This window comes from Legionella maioricensis (genome assembly GCF_023618015.1).
Taxonomy (GTDB): domain Bacteria; phylum Pseudomonadota; class Gammaproteobacteria; order Legionellales; family Legionellaceae; genus Legionella; species Legionella maioricensis.
In genome coordinates, this window is record NZ_JAJKBJ010000003.1 from 99,000 (window position 1) to 120,126 (window position 21,127).

Below are 21,127 nucleotides of genomic sequence, written 5' to 3' on the forward strand. Positions count from 1 at the left end.
TAAATTCTTGCAAGCAGTGGCTTTGGGAAGAGTTCCTTTCAGAGGGGGGAACTCTCTTAACAACACACTATAAATTCTAATCGTTTCCTGAAACAGGCAGCGCTTTATGTTTCGCTGTATCCATCGTGTGAAATGAATGATGGGTCTGATCGAGTAAACGATTGGTCCATGCTATGGCTAAAGCGGAAATGATTAACGTTAAATGAATGATTACTTGCCACATGACCGAAAAATTGCTTAATTTAGTGGGATCAATAAAGGTGCGTAACAAATGGATGGATGAGATACCTATTAGTGAAAGGGCTAATTTTATTTTCATCGCTCCAGCGTCCAGGTGATCCAACCATTCAGGATTGTCTGGATGGGCTCCTAAATCCAGATGCGATACAAATGTTTCATACCCGCCCATAACCACCATAATCAGCAGATTAGCTATCATGACCACATCGATCAAATCCAGGACTCCTAGCATGATATGCGTGTCGTCAAACCCGTTTAGATGAATGATCAAGGAAAATAACTCACGGATAAAGCGATATACATAGGCAGCGAGTATTAGAATAAGGCCTAAATATAAAGGAAGCTGAAGCCACCGTCCCATAAAAATTATCTTGCTAATATTTTTTCTTACGTTATTCATTTGATCCTCAATAAGGTTTCTATGAAATGGAATGATAAACCTTATCCATACCGTTGTTAATGCTTTGCTGTTCACTATTGCTAATTTATGAGCACTTCAGCGGTTTTCTTTATAAAATCATCTCTTAATTTAGATCCCTTCACCTACTTTTAAAAATTTTTAAAAGTAGGTCATATTTTGTTATAAATGGTGATATTCTGCAGTTCAGGTATTTGATTCATTCTTATTCAAAGGGAATCAGTAGTTTTATAATCAGAGTAAAAGGATGTAAAAATGGGATGGAGAGATCGTTTCTGGTCAGCGTATGGTGTGGTTGTCGATACAACGATTGAGATTACAGCAAATACTCTTAATATGGTTGGTTCATTGGCTTGCGTGATAGGAGGCGCCGGATTTGCCATTTCATTTGCTATAGATGAAGTACTTAACGCCTCTTATTATGGATCGGTCGCCGCTATGGGGGCGGTTAAACTTAGTGTTGAGTTTGAATCCTTTGATTATAGGATAAATGAAACCATACCCTTTGATGATTCTTTCCAAAAGAGTGACGGAATTTCTTACCTGGTGAAAGATTACCTCCATAAAGATGCCGTTCAAATCACAAGCGCTGCTCTTTTTTCTTCCGGTACTGTTTTAAGAGTTTTAGGTGCTAATATGAAACAGTGGCAGCAGGGACGGGTTGATAAAGCTCATTATAAAAATCGTCTTGGAGTTGATATTCCCAGTCCAACTGGAAAAGAGTATTTGTACACCAATGCTGAGAGTTTGTTCGGTTCTTTATCTTATACATTTTTAAGTACGGCGGTTACTGGTGCGGTCATTAAGGCACAAGTGATTAGCCCAACTCAGCATCTCACTTATCCTGACAAGGGGAGGATTCAAGTAAATGAACCATACTATAAAGGCCCCGTAACCGAGGTATCAATTCCGCTGGCTTATACCTTTGTTCGAAATATATCTCTTGATTTGTTTGGATTCGCTTTGCTAAAAGCACGAGCACAAGGGTTGGCTAATGCCACTTATGGCGGCGGCTTATTTCTTCAACCGGCAGATAACCCTCCTGATCCTCCGGTAGTGCTTCCTGCAGCACTAGGAGCTAGTGCCTACCTGGTGAATAATTTTTTTTCCAAGAAGTTAATACACTTACGCGACGAGCGAATTATGCAAGAAACGAACGATAATCAACTCAGCATTAATTAAAGATGCTGAGGGGTATTTCCGACCGGCTGGTGTTGGAGCTTCTTGTAATTTGCTTATTTTCTTGAGTGTTTGCCCTCTAGCAGGTATTGATACTCTCGCCATTGCGGCATGAATTGAGTCATTAGATTATAAAAGCGTTGATTATGGCTTGCCTCTAATAAATGAACCAGTTCATGCACCAGGACGTATTCAAGACAGGGGGCGGGTTTTTTGATTAGGTTGAGATTTAACCAAATCCGGCGTGCCCGGGTATTGCATGAGCCCCAGCGAGTTTTCATTTTTTTAATACCCCATTGGGTCACCTTAACGCCTATTATCATTTCCCAATGCCTGATTAATTCCGGTATTAATGACTCCATTTCCCGTCTATACCAGCGCTCGATAAGCATTTGGATTTGTATTGGCGAGGCATTTTGTTGGGTGTAACAATGAATGAGTTCGTCTTTGATTTTAATTTGGGAGGGGCCGTGGTGTTCTTCAATAATTAATAAATAGTTCTTCCCTTTAAATGGTATGGTTGCGCCTGTTTGGAGTACTTCTTCCTGATGAGAAGAACGTTCTCGAATACGGTTTCGCTGGGTATGAATCCAATCACTTTTTTCCTGCAAGTACTGATGTAGGAACTGTTCACTAAAACTCATTGGGGCACTAACCTTTACCAAGCCGTCTGGAGGATAAATACGTAAGTTCATATTTTTTATTGGCTTTCTTAAAACTTCTATGGAGATGCCATCAATTTCAATGATCATAAGTGAAGAGGGTATTAGGAGTTTCCCAGATTATATAGAATAAATGAGCTTTAGATGTAAAAATCATGGAGATTTTACATCTTTCTTTGCAAGTTGATCAGAAAGCATAAATTTTTGTCGTCATTGTGTGTGCAGCGAGGCAACCTCTGGTTCATTGTTTATAGCCGTCAGACTAAGAAGGTTTTCTAGCCGTTTGAGCAGGGGAGGAGCGCAGGCCCGTCTCGAAGCCTTGTCGGTCCAGGCCTGAGACTTCGAAACTCTCAGTCCAACGGTTTATAATTAAGAGTCTTATTACCGTTCAGCCCCTTCACACGGACTATCCACATATTCGCCATTAATATCTAATACCATATTCACGCTAGCACGTTGATAACGAGTTAATACATCATATTGTGCTTGGGTAATATAACCATATGAATTACCACAGTAGACCAGAGACGACGCCCCAGGTTTGGCTCTAACGTGGACTGGAATATCACAATCCCAGCGAAATTTACTTAAATCACAATTCGCAAAAACCATACTGGTCGGTAAAAGAAATAACATCAGCGTGATATGCCATTTATTCTTCATTGAATTCTCCACCGCATTATTATTTTATTTTAAGTATAGATAACTATTAAGAAGTTAATGATGTTTCACGTGAAATAAATTCTAATAAGCTTTATAGTGTTATTTATTATATAAATTAGACAGTTAGATTCCAGGAAGGAATTGACATGCTCTCTTCAAGTAAAGAATATTTGCAAGCTCTTCGTGAGGGAAAATATCTTCTTTTCTTAGAATGGCCCCAATTTATTGTTGAGCTTTATAAAGACGGTGATCATCCACAAGATGCAGATGACACGGTAAATTTATTGGTTTTTGAATGGTTAAATAATGGATATTGCGAGGACGATGCAAAAAAAATAGCTCTTTTATATGCTGTATCTGATCTTCCTGCCAAACCGTTAAAAAATAATTTATCTTATGCCATCACTACAATCTCAATCGCTGTTTTTCAATGCATGACCTATCAAAGCAATAATTTACAGGATTACTTTCTTTCTAATGAAAAAAAGAGCAGAGCACAAATAAAAAAATTGATGAACGATCCAATAGAGTTCTGGGATGAATCAACTTTAGTTAATCTGGATGCCTCCGCTTTTCAGAATTTATTAGCCAAACAACAGCTCTCTTTCTTTACCTGGGTTGATAATATGTCGGGCAAAGAGGTAGATAATGCCTGGGGACAGATTCGTCCCCTCGCTGAGTTGAGGTATCTTGCCGAAGAATACAGTACTCAATTGGAAATAAGTAAACTGGCGGATGATCCTCTAAAAGCATCGCGATTGAGCGTGGTAAAAAGATTGGCTCTCTATTTGAATGGACAATCAGAGTTAACCTCCTCAGTAACAGCCGAGATTGAACTTTATGTAAATAAAATCAGAGAAATGCAACCTGCTGATTTTGAGAAAGAATATTTGTTAACTATGTCACCGTTATCGTTTGATAAAACCTGGCGAATGATAACCAGCCTGGGCCTGAGTTTTTTTAAACTGATGCAACCCATACCATCAATTGTTTTATCGGCGGAGTCCGCACCAGGTAGCAAAACTTAATGTAAGGTTTCTCGCAGCGTTACTTTATTTTTGCTTCATGAGCGAGCAGGCGTTCTTTATAAGATAGGGCTTGGGGATTTCCCATATAACCGCCTAAATCATTTTTTCCCACCACGCGATGACAAGGGATAAATAAAGCTAAAGGATTGCGTTTACAGGCTTGTCCAATTGCTCTGGGGCTGCTTTGCAATTTTAAAGCCAGCTCTCCATAGGTCAAAGTTCGTCCTACAGGAATAACTAATAACGCATTCCATACTTTTTGTTGGTAAGTACTGCCTTGCGGCTTTAGTGGTAATTGGAAGCGATGATGAGGATCTGCAAAGTAGGAGTTTAATTCGCTTTCAATTAGCGGGGTAAGTCCATTCGAAGAAGAAGTTACTGTTTTTTGCGTAAAAGAGGAATTATAAATAAAATGCTCATCATGTATTATTTCAAGCATACCCAAAGGGGTAGTAAAAATAGACACGATGAGCTTTGCATTCAAGAATTAATCGCCTTTTTTGCCAGCTAATTTTTCTTTAATTCGAGCAGCACGTCCAGCAAGGTTACGTAAATAATACAGCTTGGCACGACGAACATCGCCACGTCTTTTAACTGTAATGCTATCAACAATCGGGCTGTAAGTTTGGAAAACACGCTCAACACCAACGTTGTGAGAAATTTTACGCACAGTAAATGCTGAGTTTAGGCCACGATTACGTTTTGCAATAACGATACCTTCAAAGGCTTGTAAACGTTCACGAGTACCTTCAATTACTTTTACTTGAACCAGAACAGTGTCGCCTGGATTAAATTCAGGAATTTCCTTGCCTTGCATTTGCTCGGCATTCAATTGGTCAATAATATTAGTCATGGACTACTCCTCAAATTGGTTTATCCTCAACAGGAATCACCGTGTTCGCATTTAAACTCAACAAGCAATTGCTTGTCTGTTTCACTTAACTGTACTTTTTCAAGTAAATCCGGACGTTTAAGCCAGGTTTTACCAAGAGATTGTTTTCTGCGCCATCTCTCAATATCCTTATGGTTCCCGCCTAACAAAACGGGAGGGACTTCCAGCCCGTTAATGGTTGCAGGTCGGGTATAATGAGGGCAGTCGAGCAAGCCATTCATAAATGAATCCTGCTCCGCTGAACCAAGATGCCCAAGACTACCCGGTATTAAGCGAATGATCGCATCTATAAATACCATAGCAGCCAACTCACCACCGCTTAAAACAAAATCTCCTAACGACCATTCTTCATCCACATGATGACTAATGATACGTTCATCAATTCCTTCATATCGCCCCGCAATAAAAAGCAAAGGCTGTTTTTCATTTGCCACTTTATTTAAATCATTCTGCCGAATTACCTTACCCTGAGGGCTTAAGTAAATCGTTTTGCAGTTGTTGGGCATTTTGCTGCGTGCATGCGTTATTGCTGCATGCAATGGCTCATACAACATGACCATTCCTGGTCCACCACCATAAGGCTTATCATCGACCTGTCTGTAAGGTCTTGATGCCCAGTCTCGTGGATTCCAACAATCAATCTTAGCTAAGCCTTGCTCAATCGCTCTACCCGTAATACCAAAATTTAAACTTTCCAGTATCTCGGGAATTAGGCTGATTATTCCAAAATGCAGTACCACTAAAAATCCAAATCCCAGTCAACGGTAATGACTTGTTGGCTTTCATTAATTTCAATAATAAATTGGCCAGGTAAATAGGGAATTAAATGCCTCTTTTCACCTTGCGCTACAAGCACATCATTTGCACCAGTAGGCATGACTTCAACAACGGTTCCAAAAGATTCTCCCTTGGTATTAACCACACTCATGCCAATCAGCTGGTGCCAATAGTATTCGCCGGGTTCAAGTTCAGCAAGCTGTTCTTTTTGCACGGCAATTTCAACGTTAGTCAGGCGAGCTACTGATTCACGTTCTGGGTACCCTTCAATTTGCGCTACTATGGATTTATTGTGGACTTCGATATTTAATACCTTCACAGGCTGCCATGTGTGATTTAAATAGACATGCCAGTCTGTATAACGCAAGATATTATCACGAGGTTCAGTAAAGGAATGAACCGTTACAAACCCTTTAACACCATGAGGTCGCCCAAAACGACCGATAACTACCCAGCTCGCTTGATTACTCACGTGATTAAGCAGCTGACTCAGCTTCTTTATTAAATTCTTTAATTAATGCACTAACGCGATCAGATAGTTGTGCACCAACATTTTGCCAATGGCTTAATTTTTCCATTTCAACGTGAAGACGTACTTCTTGTCCACGTGCTACAGGGTTAAAATAACCAATACGCTCAATGTAACTACCATCGCGACGCTTGCGGCTGTCAGTAACAACCATGTGATAAAAAGGACGCTTTTTTGCGCCAGCTCGTGATAAACGTATAACGACCATTGTTTTCCTCTACTTTAGAGTGGTTACATAAAAATGCCGTGTATTGTACGAAAATTAACTCGACATGTGAAGTAATTCTTGCGAATTATTTTACTAACTATTCAGCACTTCCATTTAAACGTGCAGATTGAGTACATTTTGCCAGATGGTATCGTGGAAAAATGCGTGAAGCTAATGCATCTTACGCGTTTTACTCACCTTAATCTCTTACGTTTATACTCAAATCTGCACGTTCATCAGGACATTTAATCGTGATGAATAAAATACTTATTTTAAATCATCTGGAAAGAGACCCTTCATTCCAGCCATGCCACCAATTCCTCGCATCATTTTTTGCATTCCGCCAGGTTTGGTAAACTTTTTCATCATCTTCTGCATTTGCTCAAATTGTTTTAATAATCGATTCACATCCTGGATTTGAGTGCCTGAGCCCATCGCGATGCGTTTTTTACGTGAACCAACAATTATTTTAGGAATTCGTCTTTCTTTAGGGGTCATTGAATTGATGATGGCTACAGTTTGAGCCAATGCTTTGTCATTGACCTGTTGCATGGCCTGTTGGGGCATTTGGCTCATTCCAGGTAATTTGCTCATCATTCCAGCAATTCCACCCATATTATTCATTTGGAGCAATTGTTGTTTAAAATCTTCCAGATCAAAGCCTTTACCTTTTTTTAATTTTTTAGCTAATTTTTCGCTGGCTTGTTTGTCTGCTTTGCGCTCAACTTCCTCAATTAGAGTGAGAATATCACCCATACCCAGTATTCTTGATGCAATTCGCTCTGGGTGAAAAGGCTCTAAAGCCTCTACTTTTTCCCCACTACCGATAAATTTAATCGGCTGGCCTGTAATTTGTCTGACTGAAAGAGCTGCTCCACCCCGAGCATCACCATCGGTTTTAGTAAGGATTACCCCTGTTAAAGGCAAGGCCTCATGAAAGGCTTTAGCAGTATTCGCTGCATCTTGTCCTGTCATACTATCGACAACAAACAGGGTTTCAATTGGATTGACTGCATGATGAAGCGCTTTAATTTCTGCCATCATTTCTGCATCAATGTGCATGCGACCTGCAGTATCGATGATGAGCACATCCATATATTGCTTTTTAGCGCTATCTAATGCTTTTTGGGCAATAGTTATGGGTTGTTCACTGGATTCTGCCGGAAAGAAAGCGACATCAATTTGTTCAGCCAAGACTTTAAGTTGTTGAATGGCTGCAGGTCGATACACGTCAACACTGACCAGCATTACTTTCTTATTCTCGGTTTCTTTTAAATAGCGAGCAAGTTTAGCCGTACTTGTTGTTTTACCCGAACCTTGTAAACCAGCCATCAAGAATATGGCGGGCGGTTGGGTTTTAAAATTAAGCTCGACACGCTCATCACCCATCACATGAATTAATTCATCATGTACGATTTTGACAAATGCCTGATCGGGATTTAAGCTGGTTAAGACCTCTTGTCCCAGAGCTTTTTGTTTTACTTGTTCAATAAATTCTTTAATGACAGGTAGGGCTACATCCGCCTCAATAAGTGATAGTCTTACTTCACGCAAGGCTTGCTGGATATTGTCTTCTGTTAAACGACCCTGACCTCGCAAGTTTTTAAAGGTGCGGGTCAATCGTTCGGTTAAGTTGTCAAACATAAATAGTACCCGAAAAAAATACGCACTATAGCACAGAGAGATAAAGTTATGCCACTTAATAGGATTGGTAAATAGTAACTTTAGCTTTGTCGCCTAATTAAGTTATGTCAACTATCTTGTTGCGTATTCTTGAAGTATTGGATGATGAAATTGCCTTTATCAGGGTACCTATTAATATGGAATTTGTAGCCTCTTACTTACCAAGCCCAATTACTTCAATTTTTTATCTATAATTAAGAAAGTGCTGATGTTTAGGTATCTATGCTATGAGTAATCCTAATAAAAAATCAAAATGTACCATTAACTTTCTTATTTCTGCTGCTCAAGCACCTTATAGAGTAGGACAAGCTAATGTTATTAATCCCAACGATAATCCATCCAATCCTGAGCTTCTTAGGCATATAGCCGAGCATGGTTATGAAATAGTAAAATCTATCGCTCCAGTTCGAAGTAAAGGATCAGGGCAATCTCCTCTAGCCGCCGTATGTCTTAAACCGCAGGATACTGATGGTCCTCTTGTCATTTCTTTTCGCGGCACTCACACGATGGGTGATGTTTTTTCGGATCTAAGGGTGGTAACTGGAGGAGTTGTCGAGAAAAAATTTCGTGCTGCTGCTTTTGAATTTTATCAACAAGTCCGTAAAGAAAATCCCGGTAGAGAAATTATTCTTACTGGACATTCTTTAGGTGGGCATTTGGCTCAGTATGTTGCCACTAAAGCATATAATACAGATACTGAGTTGCAAACAAATCCTATAGTGCAAGTAAGAACTTTTAATACAGCTCCGGCAGATACGACTCATAACGCTGTATTTAATAGATTTCCAAAAATCTTGGCTCAATTTGTTAATTACAGGTTAGCTCCTGATGCGATAAGTAGTTTGCCTCTGCAAAAATACACCGGTAATACTTTTGTGTTTCGCAGCGAGAAAGGGACTTTGGATTCGCATAAGCTTGGCACAATGCGGGAACAGCTGCCCGCTGAGATCCTGAGCCAGGAAGTAACTGCTCATTCTAGCCCCAATAAGAAACAAACTATGCTGGTCGAACTGATTAAAGGCGTTCAATACAGTTATCAATGTCGTGTAGAAGGACAATTCTTTTCACGTTTTCGTGCAGGAGCCAAAAACATTGGCGAGATGCAAAAAGCTTTTCCTGACATTATTGACTCGATAGAAAAAGGCGAATATGCCGAGGCGGCTTTGAAAATTGAAGCACTCAAAGGAAAACTTAATGGCAATGTATCAAAACAGATAGTCGAGCTTCTTTTGCAAAAGACTGAGGAGTGTAAAGTAAGTCAACAAACGCAAGATCCTGAGAGACCATCACATATTCCCAAAGAACAACAACAAATAAAGGCAGAGTTACTCAAAATGAAAGAAGAAGATAATGCTGATGAGGAGTTAATACCAGGTGCTAGTCCTCCCTGAAAAAATGATGTATTGGGAATGCCCAAAGCAGTCGCTCTGCTTCGAGTGAAATAAACCATGGCTTGAGGCTACAAAATAAAGACTTCTATGTATTTTTTGAACCTATTTTTTTCCCTTCATATTTTTTGTCGTTATTTTGGTTTATTCTAAACTCCAAATATTATTTAATTAAATTAGCTTTAGTTTATAAGGAAGAGTGATGAATAAAACAATGAGTTGTTTCTTCTTTTCTATTGCCTTCTTAGTCGGTACTAAAGGCTTTACAATGAATAAGTCAATTAAAACATTGATGTTAACCAGTTATGAGTTGTTACCTGGCAAGGCACTCACTTTGGCAAACTCATTACCCAATACCATTACCGCTCTATGTCACATGAATGTTGTTTCAAGCCACAATCATAGTATTTTAATCAAAGTATTAAGTGGGGGCGGCCAAATCAATGGCACGACGGTAACTAAAGGCCAAACTTTAGTACAGACGGTTCAGAATATGCAGGTTATTCCTGTGACGGCCAATTCAGGAGCAAAGGCAGAGTTTACCAATCTGGGGCCATACACGGTCACTGCTTCTTGTGGCTAACCCAGGGGTCTCGACGTTCTTGGTTAAATAATCTTATACTGGTTTGACTATGGATAGTATGAGCTTGATAAGACATGAACGTTATCCTGCTATTTCTTTATTTTGGCTTTCTCCTCACCTTGATTTTATCTCTGTTGGGTAAATGGCGAACTAAAGCTCCAGATCCCAACTCATTAACCCATGATGCAATAACCACCGTATTAAAAGATTTGGAACACCCAGATTTTGATGGGGTGTGTTATGGCTTCACTCTAAATTGGGCGCTGGCAACCGCGACTCACAAAGAAAAGTTATTTTATCGGCAAATTCATCTCCTGCGTGTCCATCAAACGAATGTCCCTGCTGCCATAGCGCGAGTAATGAATAAAAAACGGCACAATAAGTTGTTAACCGCCGATGAGAAAGTCATTGAAACGCTTCCTGCCTTATGCAAACGCATCTGTATTGCTCAAGATCCCTTAGAATATAAAATGAAGTATGGCAAACTCGTTTGGCAGGCTGATATTCCGGCTATTTTGAACAAAATAAGTTCAAAATCAGCGAGGCCCAGACATATTTTTTATAAAACCCATACTTTTGCTTCCAAGCAGGAAGCAGAGAGCTATTTTAATCTGTTACAAACTATAGGAATTAATAGCAAGGTCGCCGTGATGATTAGCTCATCTGATCATGCAATGGGATTTAGGCGTTCTGGTCATTTATGGCGGTTTATCAATATTAATGATTTATACCAACAACAAGTAAACCACCCTTATTTTATGTTCACCTCAGAGCAACTGGTTAATGAACTGTATCGAGTGAGTACTACTGGGCCATTAGTACGTAGGCTTACAGTGAACACCGATTTTATTGCTTTGCGGTCTTATAACCAGTTATTTCAGTCGTTACACAATGTATTTCCTGCCTTCCCCCTGAATTCTAGAACTACCTATCCTGAAAAAATATCATTTTTTGTAATGGCAGCTTTACAAGGCGATATTTTAACAGTGAAAAAATGTTTAAATTCTGGTTGGCCCATTTTCTTTAATTGTCAGATGGGAGATAACTCACCACTATTGACTGCTATATACCAAGGCCGGCGTGAAGTGGTTAAAACGATGCTCGCATCCACTCATTTTCGCATCAATCAAAGGCATAAAAAAAATGGTGCAACCTTACTTCATCTAGCATGTAAATATGGCGGTGCAGGCATGGTAGAGGATTTACTGGAAATGAAACGGATTGACATCAATGCTCAGGACAACAAAGGAAGGACTCCTTTGATGATTGCCTGTCAGTCAACAATTATTACTAACGAGGCCGCTCTGTTTGGATTACTGCTGAATAAAGGGGCTTCTCTTGTTATTAAAGATAAAGAGGGGCTTACCGCGTTGGACCATGCTATTAGAAACAAGCACACGTTCGCCATCAAAATGATTAAGATTAAACTGCAAACTCAAAGGAGCCAAAGCTTAACACCACCTGCGCGTACCCCTTCCAAAGCGACCTCATTCAAAGCGACTTTTTTTAATAAAGTGGGCAGGAAATTGCCTGCAGAACGCTCTTTAGAAAGCGGTCTGCATGAGCAGGAGCAATGGGGTATTTGCAAAAACGATGACTTACTAAAAACATCAATTTGATACATTTAGTTTCTTTAAAGAACCTGTTATGATGCCCTGCGAGTAATTTTTTGGATAAGGATGTCTATGAAAATGCCATTGAGTTTTCTATAGCGACTGCATCGGCATTTTTCTCTTTTTCCTTTTCCTATTGTACAAGCCCGTCCCGGTTTTTAGTTAAGCAAAGGACGATACTGTCTTGTGTACCTTACCACAGTGGTGAGTGTTGGCTGAGCGGTTTTTAAAAGCGGAACAACAATAATGTAGTATTTGCCTATTTTTTATGCGATTATTAAGATTTACTTAAGCTTGTTTCTATATAATAAGCATTGAATTAATAAAGACTGTATTGAAGGAATGAAATGAGTAATAAAAAGCACTCACTTACAATTTTTAGCCTGACTATGATTACAGTCGGTTCTGTAGACAGCATACGTAATTTGCCAGCTACGGCTTTATTTGGTAGTCAATTAATATTTTATTTTATTTTAGGCGCTTTATTTTTCTTGATTCCTACCGCTTTGGTTTCAGCCGAGCTGGCTTCAGGCTGGGCAAAACAGGGAGGTATTTATATTTGGGTAAAGGAAGCCTTTGGTAAGAAATCTGGTTTTTTAGCTATTTGGCTGCAATGGATAGAAAATGTGATTTGGTATCCGACTATTTTATCTTTTGTTGCTGGAACCATTGGCTATTTGATCAATCCTGCTCTAACCAGTAACCCTTATTTTCTTTGGGCAGTTATAATCAGTTGTTTTTGGGGCGCGACTGTCCTTAATCTGCGAGGCATGAGTTCTTCCGCCTTATTTAGCAATGTCTGTTCTTTAGCCGGTTTGTTATTGCCGATGTCCTTGATTATTGGTTTGGGGGTGGCATGGATTACACAGGGTAATCCCTTGCAAATTCAATTTGACATCCCAAGCATTGTTCCACATTTAGCGGATAAATCGGTGTGGGTGTCGTTAACTGCAATTATTATGTCTTTTTGCGGAATAGAAATAGCCACTGTCCATGCTAATGATGTTAATAATCCTCAGCATGCTTTTCCCAAGGCATTAATTTATTCTGTCGCTATTATTTTAAGTACCTTAATCCTTGGCTCTTTAGCCATTGCTGTAGTTTTACCTGGAAAAGACATCAATTTAGTCGCGGGAATTATGCAAGCCTTTGAAGCATTTTTTACCCGTTACCACATGCATTGGATGATGCCTGTTGTTGCTGTAATGCTGGTATTAGGTGGACTTGGTGGCGTGAGTAACTGGATTATTGCTCCTACAAAGGGATTACTCGTTGCCGCTGAAGATGGTAACTTACCTGAGGTCTTTCAGCGTACTAATGCTAAAGGTGCGCCGGTGATGATGTTAATAACTCAAGCAATGATTGTTACTGTATTGTCTGCTTTATTTTTATTTATGCCTAGCGTTAATGGATCTTACTGGCTATTAACCGCTTTAGCGGCCCAATTGTACATGTTGATGTATTTTATTATGTTTATTGCAGCCATTAAATTGCGGTTAAGCCAACCCAATCATATTCGGCCATTTAAAATTCCTGGGGGAATGTTGGGCATGCTATTTGTAGCTGGTATTGGTATTATTGGTGTGATGGCTACTTTAGCGGTTAGTTTTATTCCACCGGAAGGTATTAATGTCGGAAGCACTGCCCGTTATGAGCTTACTTTAATTATGGGCTTAATGTTAATGTGTTCTCCTCCATTTATCAGCTCCTGGCTGAAGTCCAGGAATGCAGTTCTGGAACCGGCGGCTTAATTTCATTAATTAAATCATGACAGGGAGCTGTCAACGACTCACGAATAACCTATGAATTATATTAATGAACTGTTAGCGGAGTTAACTTCGCGATTGCCAGAGTTGGAATGGAAAGTCAATGGCTTAAGTTCATTAATCTCAGGTCAGAATGTACCAAGAGGTTTATTTCGTTCGAGTAACGAATTGACTGGATCTGCCTGCGTTGAGGAAATTAAAGCAGATATTCAAGCATTATCTCACCAGAAAAACGAGCGCAGCGCTCATTTTCTTGCCAATCGAATCAAACAAAAAGTAAATGTCTTAGTGGCTCTATGTCAAATAGACAGCAAGAAAAATAAAGTGGAGGAAAAAACTCATTTTGGTGTAAAAATGCTAAGTACACGACAGCAATGGATAGAAAATCTTGAAATAGAGGTATCTACTCTAGAGAAGCAACAACAAGCGATCGCCAAGGCTTTAACCCAGATGAAACGTACTAATGCCAATGCTGCGGCTATTTTAACGGTACAAAGCGAGCTAGGTGTGGTCCAAAAACGATTGACTCTAGCAAGAGAAGCTCTAAACCAAGCCACTTGTTAAGAGCAAGAACTAAAAACAAAAACATATTCTTCGCAATTGTTCTTTTGCTTAATATAATTATACGTTAAATTAGGGGCGTGTATTTCATTAATTAAAAAGGAGCCTCCCCCATGTCAGATAAATTTACTCATATTACCAAGGACATTAGTACACAATTAGCTAAAATGCGTAAGGAAATGCCAGAGGTTATGGCCGGCTTTTCTGCTTTATCACAAGCGGCAACCAAAGAGGGTGCTTTAGATAAAAAAACCAAAGAACTTATTGCCATGGCTTTAGCTGTTGCTAAACAATGTCCGGGTTGTATTGGTTTTCATTCACAAGCCTTGATTAAATTACAAGCGACAAGAGAAGAGTTATTAGAAACACTAGGTATGGCTGTATATATGGGGGGCGGCCCTTCTTTAATGTATGCTGCAGAAGCTTTGGAAGCTTTTGAAGAGTTCAGTCAATAATTTAGTTGATGTCTAAGTAACATACGTTGGTATTTTCTCTGGCAGCCCTCGCTTTAGTGAGACAAGGCTGCCGGAAAACAAAGAAATAACTTATTTCCCTAATAAAGAACTAACATGAGCCTGAGCCATTTGATTGCCAGCGTTAGTTTGACACGGATACTGTTTACTGACCCCTAACCAGGCTATTTGAGATACGGTCATTTTGTCTTTATCACTTTGCTGACTGGAAATTTCTTTGTAAGTTTGTTGAATCAACTCATTTAAGTTAATTGAATTAAGCTGGGTTCCCGCAGGTAAACAAAAAATGGGCTTCCCTTGGCTTTTTGCAGTTTCATTAGCTTGAATCATTGTTTCAGCAATACTTTCACATGTGATGGTGAGAACATGATGAGCCGATCTGGCCCAGGCTTGAGCTTGTGGATCTGCTTTGATCTCCATTTGAGGAATATTATTGGCAATTTTCATGTAATTATTAATGGTATCAGCATGCAGGCCGCTACAAAAAGAAATTAAACTGATTAATAACAAACGCATAATAAATCCTTAAAGTCTCATAATGGGTACTTAAAAATAATATTGAGTTGGGTTATCAGGGCAAGTAAATGGTCCACATAATATGAATGTACTGACTACATTAGCAAGAATCAAGAAAAGAAATAAAGCAATTAATGCTTTGCCCCCTGGATGCTGGATTTTATATTCAATATTAAAGCCTTGATCGAAAATAAGCGCCAGAGCAATCAATGTGATGATGACGGCAAAACTAATTGCGGCCCAAGTATAAAGGTAATAACCCAAAATCGGGCTTCCGTATCCCATATCCCCTGGCGCCAAATGGAGAGTAATTTGACGTACTGAAATTGCTAATCCGAGTAGAGTCGCTAAGCTCATTAAGCCGTAGTGCGATGGCTTAACCCCTAACCGTAAATTCATGAGCATACCTAATCCAATTGCTATATAACAAACTCGTTGCAATAAACATAGAGGGCAAGGTAGGTCATCAATAATCAGCTGATCCCATAAAGCAAAAATCAAAATGCTGCAAATAATCAAGAGCCCTAGCAGGTTTCCTAAAAGATGTAATTTGCCTTGTTTGTTCATAGGCGTACCAGATGACTGTGGTAGTTAAAACTATAAAGAGAAAAAAATAAGGCAATCAGGAATTGTAATGGAATGGTTTTATTAGGTCTGAAAACTATTTGTACACTAATAATAAAATAAAATAACAGTAATAGTGTCATGAACATTATTGCTCCCTATCCTTTTGAAGTCTACAAGACATATTGTAGCGGGTTTTATCCATTTTTGTTGCATTCAAGAGGGCATTAAATTCCATGAGGCTTTATAAGTCCAAATTTAAAAGCAACCAGTAAAAAAATAAATAAAGTCAATGAAATAGTTATTCTTATAGTTAATGCTTTAACCGTTCTTTTTGAGTTTCCCGAATCTCGAACAAGAAAAAACAAGCCACTTGCCAGAGACCCTGCGATAATAATCATGATAAAAATGATGAACAGCTTGGTGATCATTTGTTATACTCCCGAAATTGCTACCTTCAGTCAGGAGTTAGCTAACTTACAGAGCAATTAATAAACGATGCCTAGTTTAACGTGTTTTAATTTTCGTTTCACCCCAAATTGGTTAATAATTATTCTTACAGTGGCGTTTATTTCGCTATTTGTACGTTTAGGTTTTTGGCAAATACAAAGAGCTGATGAAAAAACGAAGATGGTTGCTGCGGAAAAAGCGCTTGCCAGGCAAGGAGCTATAGATTGGGCTCCGAGTCAAAAGCTACCGATGCAATATCAACGAGTCGCCTTACAAGGGACTTATTTGGCTCCTGTTTTTTTGCTTGATAATCAACATCATCAACATCTGTTTGGCTATGATGTGTTATCACCATTGCTCCTTAGCGATGGCTCTGTAGTGATGGTGGATAGAGGATGGGTGCCAGGAGAGCGCACAAGACGTTCTTTTCCTGAGATTCAGAGTCCCGATGGATTAGTACAATTGCAGGGAAGTGCTTATTTTCCAAGCAAAAAGCAATGGGTTTTAGGACCCAGTCTTGAAGAAAAAGAAAATAAAATTATTATTCTTGAGCTTTTAGATGCAAAACTGATAAGTCATATTTTGCAAAAAAAGGTCTATCCGTTTATTATTCGCCTCGACAAGCAAGACGCATATGGATTTGTGCGTGAATGGGCTATAGTATCCATGCCGCCCCAACGTCATTTAGCGTACGCGCTACAATGGTTTGCAATGGCATTGGTTATTCTGATTATATTCGTTGCATTAAATCTGAAGAAAAAAACATGAAGAAACAAGTAACTAGATATTACATTTTACTGCTATTAGCGACAATGTTCGCAGCCCCTGGTATCGCTGCTTATTTATTTTATCAACATCCAAACTGGGTGAGTTCGACCAAAACAAATAAAGGAACTTTACTCAATCCCGCGGTGGCACTTGATTCTTTGAATAATCAATCAAAATGGCAGATTATATTTTGGAGTCCAGGTCCATGTAAAAAAACGTGTCTGAAACAACTGGATACCTTGGCAAGGGTACGTTTGGCTTTGGGACGTAAATTGTATCAGGTGGATCAGCAATTGATCCTTGGGGATGACCGTTCTTCAATAACCGAGAAGATAAAATCGGAGTTAAAAGAACGAGATTTCCATATGGGGCAATTGTCAGTAAACGATAAGATTAAACTCAATGCTATAACAGCTGATACAAAAATTTTTATAGCGAATCCCGATAAATTTCTGATTCTTAGCTATCAATCGCAGGTCAATCCAGATGATATTTATAAAGATTTGAAGCTTTTACTGAGTACAACTGAAAAGAAGAGTGGTTAAATTAATGCAGAACAATTCAATACGTATTGCGGCAACGATTGCCGTTCTGTTGGCTTTATTCGTGGTGATGCTAGGAGCGTATACTCGTTTAACTGACGCAGGGTTAGGTTGTCCGGATTGGCCCGGTTGTTATGGAAAAATGGTACTCCCGGGGGCTGATACAGGCTTACGGGAAGCACAGTCAAAATTTCCCCAGATCCCTATAGAGTCTCGAAAAGCATGGACAGAAATGGCTCATCGCTATGCAGCCGGTACTTTAGGACTGCTAATTTTGTTCATCGCCCTCGGCGTATTGCGTAAACGTTTGCAAGGGGTTCAATTACCCTGGCATTTACCCTTGGCTTTATTGATATTAGTGGTTTTTCAGGCTGCGTTGGGGATGTGGACGGTCACTCTGAAACTATTGCCGGTGGTGGTAATGGGGCACCTTTTAGGGGGAATATTAATTTTCGCCTGTTTAAGTCGCTTTCGTGTACAAATAAGTTCTCTTGTAGGGCAGGATTTACCTCAATGGCGGCCCTGGCTACGCTTGGGAGTCTTTATTATTTTCCTCCAAATTGCATTAGGCGGTTGGGTAAGTTCTAACTATGCAGGCATCTCTTGCATTGGGTTCCCTATGTGTAATGGCATTTGGTTTCCCGAGCTGCATTTTGCTAAAGGATTTAATTTGTTTTCACCGGTTGGTGCTAATTATCAAGGTGGATTACTGGATAATGAAGTTCGAGTCACGATACAATTTATTCATCGAATTGGAGCTGTTTTGACCGCAAGTTATATTCTTACCCTTTGTGCATTCATTGTATTGAAAGCCCAGTCAAAATATTTAAGAGCAGCAGCCTGGTTATTAGCCCTATTGGTGGTGATGCAATTTATATTGGGAGTGATGAATGTGATTTATTTATTACCAATAAAAGTAGCAGTAGCTCACAATGGAATAGCAGCGTTATTATTAGCTGTTATTTTCAGCATGTTGCATTTTACTCGAGGAGAGCAGAAGCATGCCTACTGAAGTGGTTTCGCGATTACCTGTTGACTGGCGTGATTATATAGAACTATGTAAGCCTCGGGTTGTTTTGCTGATGTTATTGACTGTTGTTGTGGGGATGTATTTGGCAACACCAGGCTGGATTGATTTGTCACTAATCGGCCTTACCTTAATTGGGGTAGGATTATGTGCCGGCAGCGCCGCAGCGATTAATCATTTAGTTGATAGACACATTGATTCCATTATGGCACGAACTAAAAAAAGACCGGTGGCTCATGGTCGAGTTTCAGTGGTTCAAGCCTTATGGTTCGCCGTTACATTGGGGATTTTAGGTTTAACGGTTTTGAGCATTTTTGTTAACAAATTGACAGCTTTGCTTACTTTTGTCACTTTAATCGGTTATGCTGGTGTTTATACCGGTTATTTAAAGCGCGCCACGTCGCAAAATATTGTCATCGGCGGGTTAGCAGGCGCTGCTCCTCCTTTGTTGGGGTGGACTGCGGTGACTAATCATTTGGACCCTCAGGCTTTATTATTGGTATTGATTATATTTACCTGGACACCCCCCCATTTTTGGGCATTGGCGATTTATCGTTTTGAAGAATACCAAAATGCGCAAATTCCCATGTTACCAGTGACCCATGGTATTCAATTTACGAAATTGAATGTTTATTTATACACAATCTTGTTACTAGTAGTTAGTACTCTCCCATTTACAGTCGGCATGAGTGGGTGGTTTTATCTGGCCGGCGCTTTAGGGCTTGGGTTCAGGTTTTTATTTTGGGCACACAAACTCTATCACACTGAAAAAGCGGTGATTGCGATGCGGACTTTTAGATTTTCAATTGTGTATCTAATGCTGTTATTTGTATTCCTATTAATAGATCATTATTTGTAAGGAGATAGAATGAGTATGAAAATAAAGGGTGTTACCTTAACCGTTACCATTTTATTGGCCCTTGTTGGATTATTTGCTGGTATTTTTTTGTCGCAGCATCTTCATTTTAAGAAAAAAATAGATGCAGCTGCGTTTCATGGAACGTATCTCGAAAATCCTCGAACAATAAATCAATTCAGTTTGACTGGAATCGATCAAAAGCCATTTGATAACTCAAGTCTTCAAGGTCGTTGGACTTTGGTATTTTTCGGATTTACCAATTGTGGATATTTATGCCCTACAACTATGGCAGAAATAGGTAAAATGTATCGCATCCTTGAAGAAAAAGGACTCAAAAATTTACCTCGAGTGGTGATGATATCCATAGATCCAGAACGAGATAACCTGGAAAAATTAGGGCATTATGTGACTTCTTTCCATCCTACTTTTTATGGAGCCAGAGGCGAAGAAGATTCAATTAAGTTAATGACCCGAGAGATGGGGATCGCTTACGGAAAGGTAGTCAATAAGGACAGTGAAGATCCTAACAACTATGATGTTCAGCATAGTGGTGCTTTAATGCTGTTTAATCCACAAGGTGAATTAAATGCGTTTTTTACTACCCCGCATCATGCGGATTTTTTAGCTAAGGATTATATGTTACTGGTTTCTTAGCTTCGCTCATCACGCTTTATTGAAGTGATTCATTAATAAAGTCGTGTACGCTTATAATTTTACATTACTTTTTATTAACTCCTTTATTTCGTTAAAGTGGGATGAGATTTTATACTTTTTAAACTAGGCTTTACTTAGAGACAGAAATAAAATAATTGAGGAACTATTCATTCATGAAAATTGCAATATTAGCCACTAACCCACATTTGTATTCGCACAAGCGGTTAAAGGCGGAAGGGGAAGCGGCTGGCCACGAGGTTAAAATCATTAACCCTTTATATTGTTACATGAATGTTGCGGCATCCAACCCAAAAGTTCATTATCGGGGTGGTACTCCTTTGCCTCTTTTTGACGCGGTGATTCCAAGAATTGGAGCCTCAACTACCTATTATGGTACCGCGGTGTTGCGTCATATGGAAACCATGGGCATATATACTGTAAATGAGTCTATTGCTATTTCTCGCTCCAGGGATAAATTTCGTTCTTTACAGCTACTAGCACGCAAAGGCATCCCTATGCCTTTAACTAGTTTTGCTCAGTCCCCGGATGATACCGAAGATTTAATTCATATGGTTGGCGGGGCGCCTTTGGTGATAAAGCTTTTGGAAGGAACTCAAGGAAAGGGAGTGATTCTTGCCGACAGCCATCAATCTGCGGTCAGCATTATTAATGCCTTCAAAGAAATGCATGCTAATATTCTAGTTCAGGAATTTATTGAAGAATCTCGTGGGACTGATATTCGCTGCTTTGTCATTGGCGACAAAGTCGTTGCAGCGGTTAAACGCCAGGCAAAAGAAGGCGAGTTTCGTGCCAACGTTCATCAAGGCGGTAAAGCAATAAAAGTGAAGTTGTCTCCACAGGAACGTGCCATAGCCATTGGGGCTGCCAAAACCATGGGTTTAAAAGTCGCAGGGGTGGATTTGATTCGGTCCAATCATGGTCCTTTGGTTTTAGAAATTAACTCCTCTCCAGGCCTTGAAGGTATAGAAAAGGCAACGGGTATCAACATTGCTGGAAAAATTATTGAATATATCAAAAAAAATGCAAAACCGATCAGTCTCAATCATCGTTTTCACGGATAGGC

At 39.5% G+C, this 21,127-nt stretch carries 27 protein-coding genes; 14 read left to right on the forward strand and 13 right to left on the reverse strand.

Features of this window, described 5'->3' with window-relative positions:
• Positions 1-76 precede the first annotated feature (76 nt).
• Positions 77-640, reverse strand: coding sequence for a TIGR00645 family protein (locus LOX96_RS04095; RefSeq protein WP_250419523.1), 564 nt, complete (start codon positions 638-640; stop codon positions 77-79).
• Positions 641-913: 273 nt separating this feature from the next.
• Between LOX96_RS04095 and LOX96_RS04100 the strand changes: the two genes are divergently transcribed.
• The gene (locus tag LOX96_RS04100; protein WP_250419521.1) at positions 914-1,840 is read left to right on the forward strand and encodes a hypothetical protein; all 927 of its coding nucleotides are present in this window, start codon (positions 914-916) and stop codon (positions 1,838-1,840) included.
• Between the two features lie 53 nt (positions 1,841-1,893).
• On the opposite strand, the gene LOX96_RS04105 is transcribed toward LOX96_RS04100, so the two are convergent.
• Together LOX96_RS04105 and LOX96_RS04110 are read right to left on the reverse strand one after the other, a co-directional pair.
• Positions 1,894-2,589 (reverse strand): M48 family metallopeptidase, encoded by a 696-nt coding sequence (locus LOX96_RS04105; protein WP_250419519.1) that lies wholly within the window; start codon positions 2,587-2,589, stop codon positions 1,894-1,896.
• A gap of 291 nt (positions 2,590-2,880) precedes the next feature.
• Entirely contained in the window at positions 2,881-3,162 is a 282-nt protein-coding gene (locus LOX96_RS04110; protein WP_250419517.1) for a hypothetical protein, read from the reverse strand.
• 146 nt (positions 3,163-3,308) lie between these two features.
• Here LOX96_RS04110 and LOX96_RS04115 point away from each other — a divergent pair, with 146 nt between their 5' ends.
• Positions 3,309-4,190 (forward strand): helical bundle domain-containing protein, encoded by an 882-nt coding sequence (locus LOX96_RS04115; RefSeq protein ID WP_250419514.1) that lies wholly within the window; start codon positions 3,309-3,311, stop codon positions 4,188-4,190.
• A gap of 19 nt (positions 4,191-4,209) precedes the next feature.
• Here the strand turns inward: LOX96_RS04115 and LOX96_RS04120 are convergent, their stop codons facing one another.
• From LOX96_RS04120 to ffh, 6 genes are all read right to left on the reverse strand, one after another.
• On the reverse strand, positions 4,210-4,674 hold the full coding sequence (locus LOX96_RS04120) for a methylated-DNA--[protein]-cysteine S-methyltransferase (protein WP_250419511.1): 465 nt from the start codon (positions 4,672-4,674) through the stop codon (positions 4,210-4,212).
• A 3-nt stretch (positions 4,675-4,677) separates the two neighbouring features.
• Positions 4,678-5,043, reverse strand: coding sequence for a 50S ribosomal protein L19 (gene rplS / locus LOX96_RS04125; protein ID WP_173236064.1), 366 nt, complete (start codon positions 5,041-5,043; stop codon positions 4,678-4,680).
• Between the two features lie 26 nt (positions 5,044-5,069).
• Positions 5,070-5,822, reverse strand: coding sequence for a tRNA (guanosine(37)-N1)-methyltransferase TrmD (gene trmD, locus LOX96_RS04130; RefSeq protein ID WP_250419509.1), 753 nt, complete (start codon positions 5,820-5,822; stop codon positions 5,070-5,072).
• The gene (gene rimM / locus LOX96_RS04135; protein WP_250419507.1) at positions 5,822-6,331 is read right to left on the reverse strand and encodes a ribosome maturation factor RimM; all 510 of its coding nucleotides are present in this window, start codon (positions 6,329-6,331) and stop codon (positions 5,822-5,824) included. The genes trmD and rimM overlap by 1 nt, the downstream gene beginning before the upstream one ends.
• A 4-nt stretch (positions 6,332-6,335) precedes the next feature.
• Entirely contained in the window at positions 6,336-6,596 is a 261-nt protein-coding gene (gene rpsP, locus LOX96_RS04140) for a 30S ribosomal protein S16 (RefSeq protein WP_250419505.1), read from the reverse strand.
• A 267-nt stretch (positions 6,597-6,863) separates the two neighbouring features.
• Positions 6,864-8,240, reverse strand: a complete 1,377-nt coding sequence (gene ffh / locus LOX96_RS04145; protein WP_250419502.1) for a signal recognition particle protein — start codon at positions 8,238-8,240, stop codon at positions 6,864-6,866.
• A 266-nt stretch (positions 8,241-8,506) separates the two neighbouring features.
• Between ffh and LOX96_RS04150 the strand changes: the two genes are divergently transcribed.
• The 6 genes from LOX96_RS04150 to LOX96_RS04175 all read left to right on the forward strand — a co-directional run bounded on the left by LOX96_RS04150 (position 8,507) and on the right by LOX96_RS04175 (position 14,645).
• Positions 8,507-9,670 carry a lipase family protein gene (locus tag LOX96_RS04150; RefSeq protein ID WP_250419499.1) on the forward strand — a complete coding sequence of 388 codons (1,164 nt, stop codon included), beginning with the start codon at positions 8,507-8,509 and terminating at the stop codon, positions 9,668-9,670.
• 199 nt (positions 9,671-9,869) lie between these two features.
• A complete protein-coding gene (locus tag LOX96_RS04155; RefSeq protein ID WP_250419498.1) occupies positions 9,870-10,250 on the forward strand; it encodes a hypothetical protein in 381 nt (126 codons plus the stop codon).
• Between the two features lie 74 nt (positions 10,251-10,324).
• Positions 10,325-11,869: a Dot/Icm T4SS effector AnkG/AnkZ/LegA7 gene (ankG, locus tag LOX96_RS04160; protein ID WP_250419495.1), complete on the forward strand. Its 1,545-nt coding sequence runs from the start codon at positions 10,325-10,327 to the stop codon at positions 11,867-11,869.
• Between the two features lie 341 nt (positions 11,870-12,210).
• On the forward strand, positions 12,211-13,614 hold the full coding sequence (locus LOX96_RS04165) for an APC family permease (RefSeq protein ID WP_250419492.1): 1,404 nt from the start codon (positions 12,211-12,213) through the stop codon (positions 13,612-13,614).
• A 51-nt stretch (positions 13,615-13,665) separates the two neighbouring features.
• A complete protein-coding gene (gene priC / locus LOX96_RS04170) occupies positions 13,666-14,193 on the forward strand; it encodes a primosomal replication protein PriC (RefSeq protein WP_250419489.1) in 528 nt (175 codons plus the stop codon).
• Positions 14,194-14,303: 110 nt separating this feature from the next.
• Positions 14,304-14,645 (forward strand): carboxymuconolactone decarboxylase family protein, encoded by a 342-nt coding sequence (locus LOX96_RS04175; RefSeq protein WP_250419487.1) that lies wholly within the window; start codon positions 14,304-14,306, stop codon positions 14,643-14,645.
• Between the two features lie 90 nt (positions 14,646-14,735).
• Here the strand turns inward: LOX96_RS04175 and LOX96_RS04180 are convergent, their stop codons facing one another.
• From LOX96_RS04180 to LOX96_RS04195, 4 genes are all read right to left on the reverse strand, one after another.
• Positions 14,736-15,179, reverse strand: coding sequence for a phosphatase (locus tag LOX96_RS04180; RefSeq protein WP_250419485.1), 444 nt, complete (start codon positions 15,177-15,179; stop codon positions 14,736-14,738).
• 30 nt (positions 15,180-15,209) lie between these two features.
• Positions 15,210-15,746: a disulfide bond formation protein B gene (locus LOX96_RS04185; protein WP_250419483.1), complete on the reverse strand. Its 537-nt coding sequence runs from the start codon at positions 15,744-15,746 to the stop codon at positions 15,210-15,212.
• Positions 15,743-15,892, reverse strand: a complete 150-nt coding sequence (locus tag LOX96_RS04190) for a DUF5993 family protein (RefSeq protein ID WP_250419480.1) — start codon at positions 15,890-15,892, stop codon at positions 15,743-15,745. Before LOX96_RS04190 ends, LOX96_RS04185 begins: the two co-directional genes overlap by 4 nt.
• A 78-nt stretch (positions 15,893-15,970) precedes the next feature.
• Positions 15,971-16,174 carry a twin transmembrane helix small protein gene (locus tag LOX96_RS04195; RefSeq protein ID WP_250419478.1) on the reverse strand — a complete coding sequence of 68 codons (204 nt, stop codon included), beginning with the start codon at positions 16,172-16,174 and terminating at the stop codon, positions 15,971-15,973.
• A 67-nt stretch (positions 16,175-16,241) separates the two neighbouring features.
• Here LOX96_RS04195 and LOX96_RS04200 point away from each other — a divergent pair, with 67 nt between their 5' ends.
• The 6 genes from LOX96_RS04200 (at position 16,242) to rimK (ending at position 21,125) form a co-directional block, all read left to right on the forward strand.
• Positions 16,242-16,961 (forward strand): SURF1 family protein, encoded by a 720-nt coding sequence (locus tag LOX96_RS04200; RefSeq protein ID WP_250419474.1) that lies wholly within the window; start codon positions 16,242-16,244, stop codon positions 16,959-16,961.
• Complete coding sequence (locus LOX96_RS04205) at positions 16,958-17,506, forward strand: hypothetical protein (protein WP_250419473.1); 549 nt, start codon at positions 16,958-16,960, stop codon at positions 17,504-17,506. The genes LOX96_RS04200 and LOX96_RS04205 overlap by 4 nt, the downstream gene beginning before the upstream one ends.
• Positions 17,507-17,510: 4 nt before the next feature.
• Complete coding sequence (locus tag LOX96_RS04210) at positions 17,511-18,515, forward strand: COX15/CtaA family protein (RefSeq protein ID WP_250419470.1); 1,005 nt, start codon at positions 17,511-17,513, stop codon at positions 18,513-18,515.
• Positions 18,505-19,389, forward strand: a complete 885-nt coding sequence (cyoE, locus tag LOX96_RS04215; RefSeq protein ID WP_250419468.1) for a heme o synthase — start codon at positions 18,505-18,507, stop codon at positions 19,387-19,389. Before LOX96_RS04210 ends, cyoE begins: the two co-directional genes overlap by 11 nt.
• Before the next feature lie 9 nt (positions 19,390-19,398).
• Positions 19,399-20,043 carry an SCO family protein gene (locus LOX96_RS04220; RefSeq protein ID WP_250419465.1) on the forward strand — a complete coding sequence of 215 codons (645 nt, stop codon included), beginning with the start codon at positions 19,399-19,401 and terminating at the stop codon, positions 20,041-20,043.
• Between the two features lie 173 nt (positions 20,044-20,216).
• Positions 20,217-21,125, forward strand: coding sequence for a 30S ribosomal protein S6--L-glutamate ligase (gene rimK, locus LOX96_RS04225; RefSeq protein ID WP_250419463.1), 909 nt, complete (start codon positions 20,217-20,219; stop codon positions 21,123-21,125).
• Positions 21,126-21,127: the final 2 nt, after the last annotated feature.

What these genes read in the sequence shown, in the direction of transcription:
- LOX96_RS04095 (WP_250419523.1), bottom strand. Translation starts at nt 640, where the DNA reads ATGAATAACGTAAGAAAAAATATTAGCAAGATAATTTTTATGGGACGG.
- LOX96_RS04100 (WP_250419521.1), top strand. Translation starts at nt 914, where the DNA reads ATGGGATGGAGAGATCGTTTCTGGTCAGCGTATGGTGTGGTTGTCGAT.
- LOX96_RS04105 (WP_250419519.1), bottom strand. Translation starts at nt 2,589, where the DNA reads ATGATCATTGAAATTGATGGCATCTCCATAGAAGTTTTAAGAAAGCCA.
- LOX96_RS04110 (WP_250419517.1), bottom strand. Translation starts at nt 3,162, where the DNA reads ATGAAGAATAAATGGCATATCACGCTGATGTTATTTCTTTTACCGACC.
- LOX96_RS04115 (WP_250419514.1), top strand. Translation starts at nt 3,309, where the DNA reads ATGCTCTCTTCAAGTAAAGAATATTTGCAAGCTCTTCGTGAGGGAAAA.
- rplS (WP_173236064.1), bottom strand. Translation starts at nt 5,043, where the DNA reads ATGACTAATATTATTGACCAATTGAATGCCGAGCAAATGCAAGGCAAG.
- rpsP (WP_250419505.1), bottom strand. Translation starts at nt 6,596, where the DNA reads ATGGTCGTTATACGTTTATCACGAGCTGGCGCAAAAAAGCGTCCTTTT.
- ffh (WP_250419502.1), bottom strand. Translation starts at nt 8,240, where the DNA reads ATGTTTGACAACTTAACCGAACGATTGACCCGCACCTTTAAAAACTTG.
- LOX96_RS04150 (WP_250419499.1), top strand. Translation starts at nt 8,507, where the DNA reads ATGAGTAATCCTAATAAAAAATCAAAATGTACCATTAACTTTCTTATT.
- LOX96_RS04155 (WP_250419498.1), top strand. Translation starts at nt 9,870, where the DNA reads ATGAATAAAACAATGAGTTGTTTCTTCTTTTCTATTGCCTTCTTAGTC.
- ankG (WP_250419495.1), top strand. Translation starts at nt 10,325, where the DNA reads ATGAACGTTATCCTGCTATTTCTTTATTTTGGCTTTCTCCTCACCTTG.
- LOX96_RS04165 (WP_250419492.1), top strand. Translation starts at nt 12,211, where the DNA reads ATGAGTAATAAAAAGCACTCACTTACAATTTTTAGCCTGACTATGATT.
- priC (WP_250419489.1), top strand. Translation starts at nt 13,666, where the DNA reads ATGAATTATATTAATGAACTGTTAGCGGAGTTAACTTCGCGATTGCCA.
- LOX96_RS04175 (WP_250419487.1), top strand. Translation starts at nt 14,304, where the DNA reads ATGTCAGATAAATTTACTCATATTACCAAGGACATTAGTACACAATTA.
- LOX96_RS04180 (WP_250419485.1), bottom strand. Translation starts at nt 15,179, where the DNA reads ATGCGTTTGTTATTAATCAGTTTAATTTCTTTTTGTAGCGGCCTGCAT.
- LOX96_RS04185 (WP_250419483.1), bottom strand. Translation starts at nt 15,746, where the DNA reads ATGAACAAACAAGGCAAATTACATCTTTTAGGAAACCTGCTAGGGCTC.
- LOX96_RS04190 (WP_250419480.1), bottom strand. Translation starts at nt 15,892, where the DNA reads ATGTTCATGACACTATTACTGTTATTTTATTTTATTATTAGTGTACAA.
- LOX96_RS04195 (WP_250419478.1), bottom strand. Translation starts at nt 16,174, where the DNA reads ATGATCACCAAGCTGTTCATCATTTTTATCATGATTATTATCGCAGGG.
- LOX96_RS04200 (WP_250419474.1), top strand. Translation starts at nt 16,242, where the DNA reads ATGCCTAGTTTAACGTGTTTTAATTTTCGTTTCACCCCAAATTGGTTA.
- LOX96_RS04205 (WP_250419473.1), top strand. Translation starts at nt 16,958, where the DNA reads ATGAAGAAACAAGTAACTAGATATTACATTTTACTGCTATTAGCGACA.
- LOX96_RS04210 (WP_250419470.1), top strand. Translation starts at nt 17,511, where the DNA reads ATGCAGAACAATTCAATACGTATTGCGGCAACGATTGCCGTTCTGTTG.
- cyoE (WP_250419468.1), top strand. Translation starts at nt 18,505, where the DNA reads ATGCCTACTGAAGTGGTTTCGCGATTACCTGTTGACTGGCGTGATTAT.
- LOX96_RS04220 (WP_250419465.1), top strand. Translation starts at nt 19,399, where the DNA reads ATGAGTATGAAAATAAAGGGTGTTACCTTAACCGTTACCATTTTATTG.
- rimK (WP_250419463.1), top strand. Translation starts at nt 20,217, where the DNA reads ATGAAAATTGCAATATTAGCCACTAACCCACATTTGTATTCGCACAAG.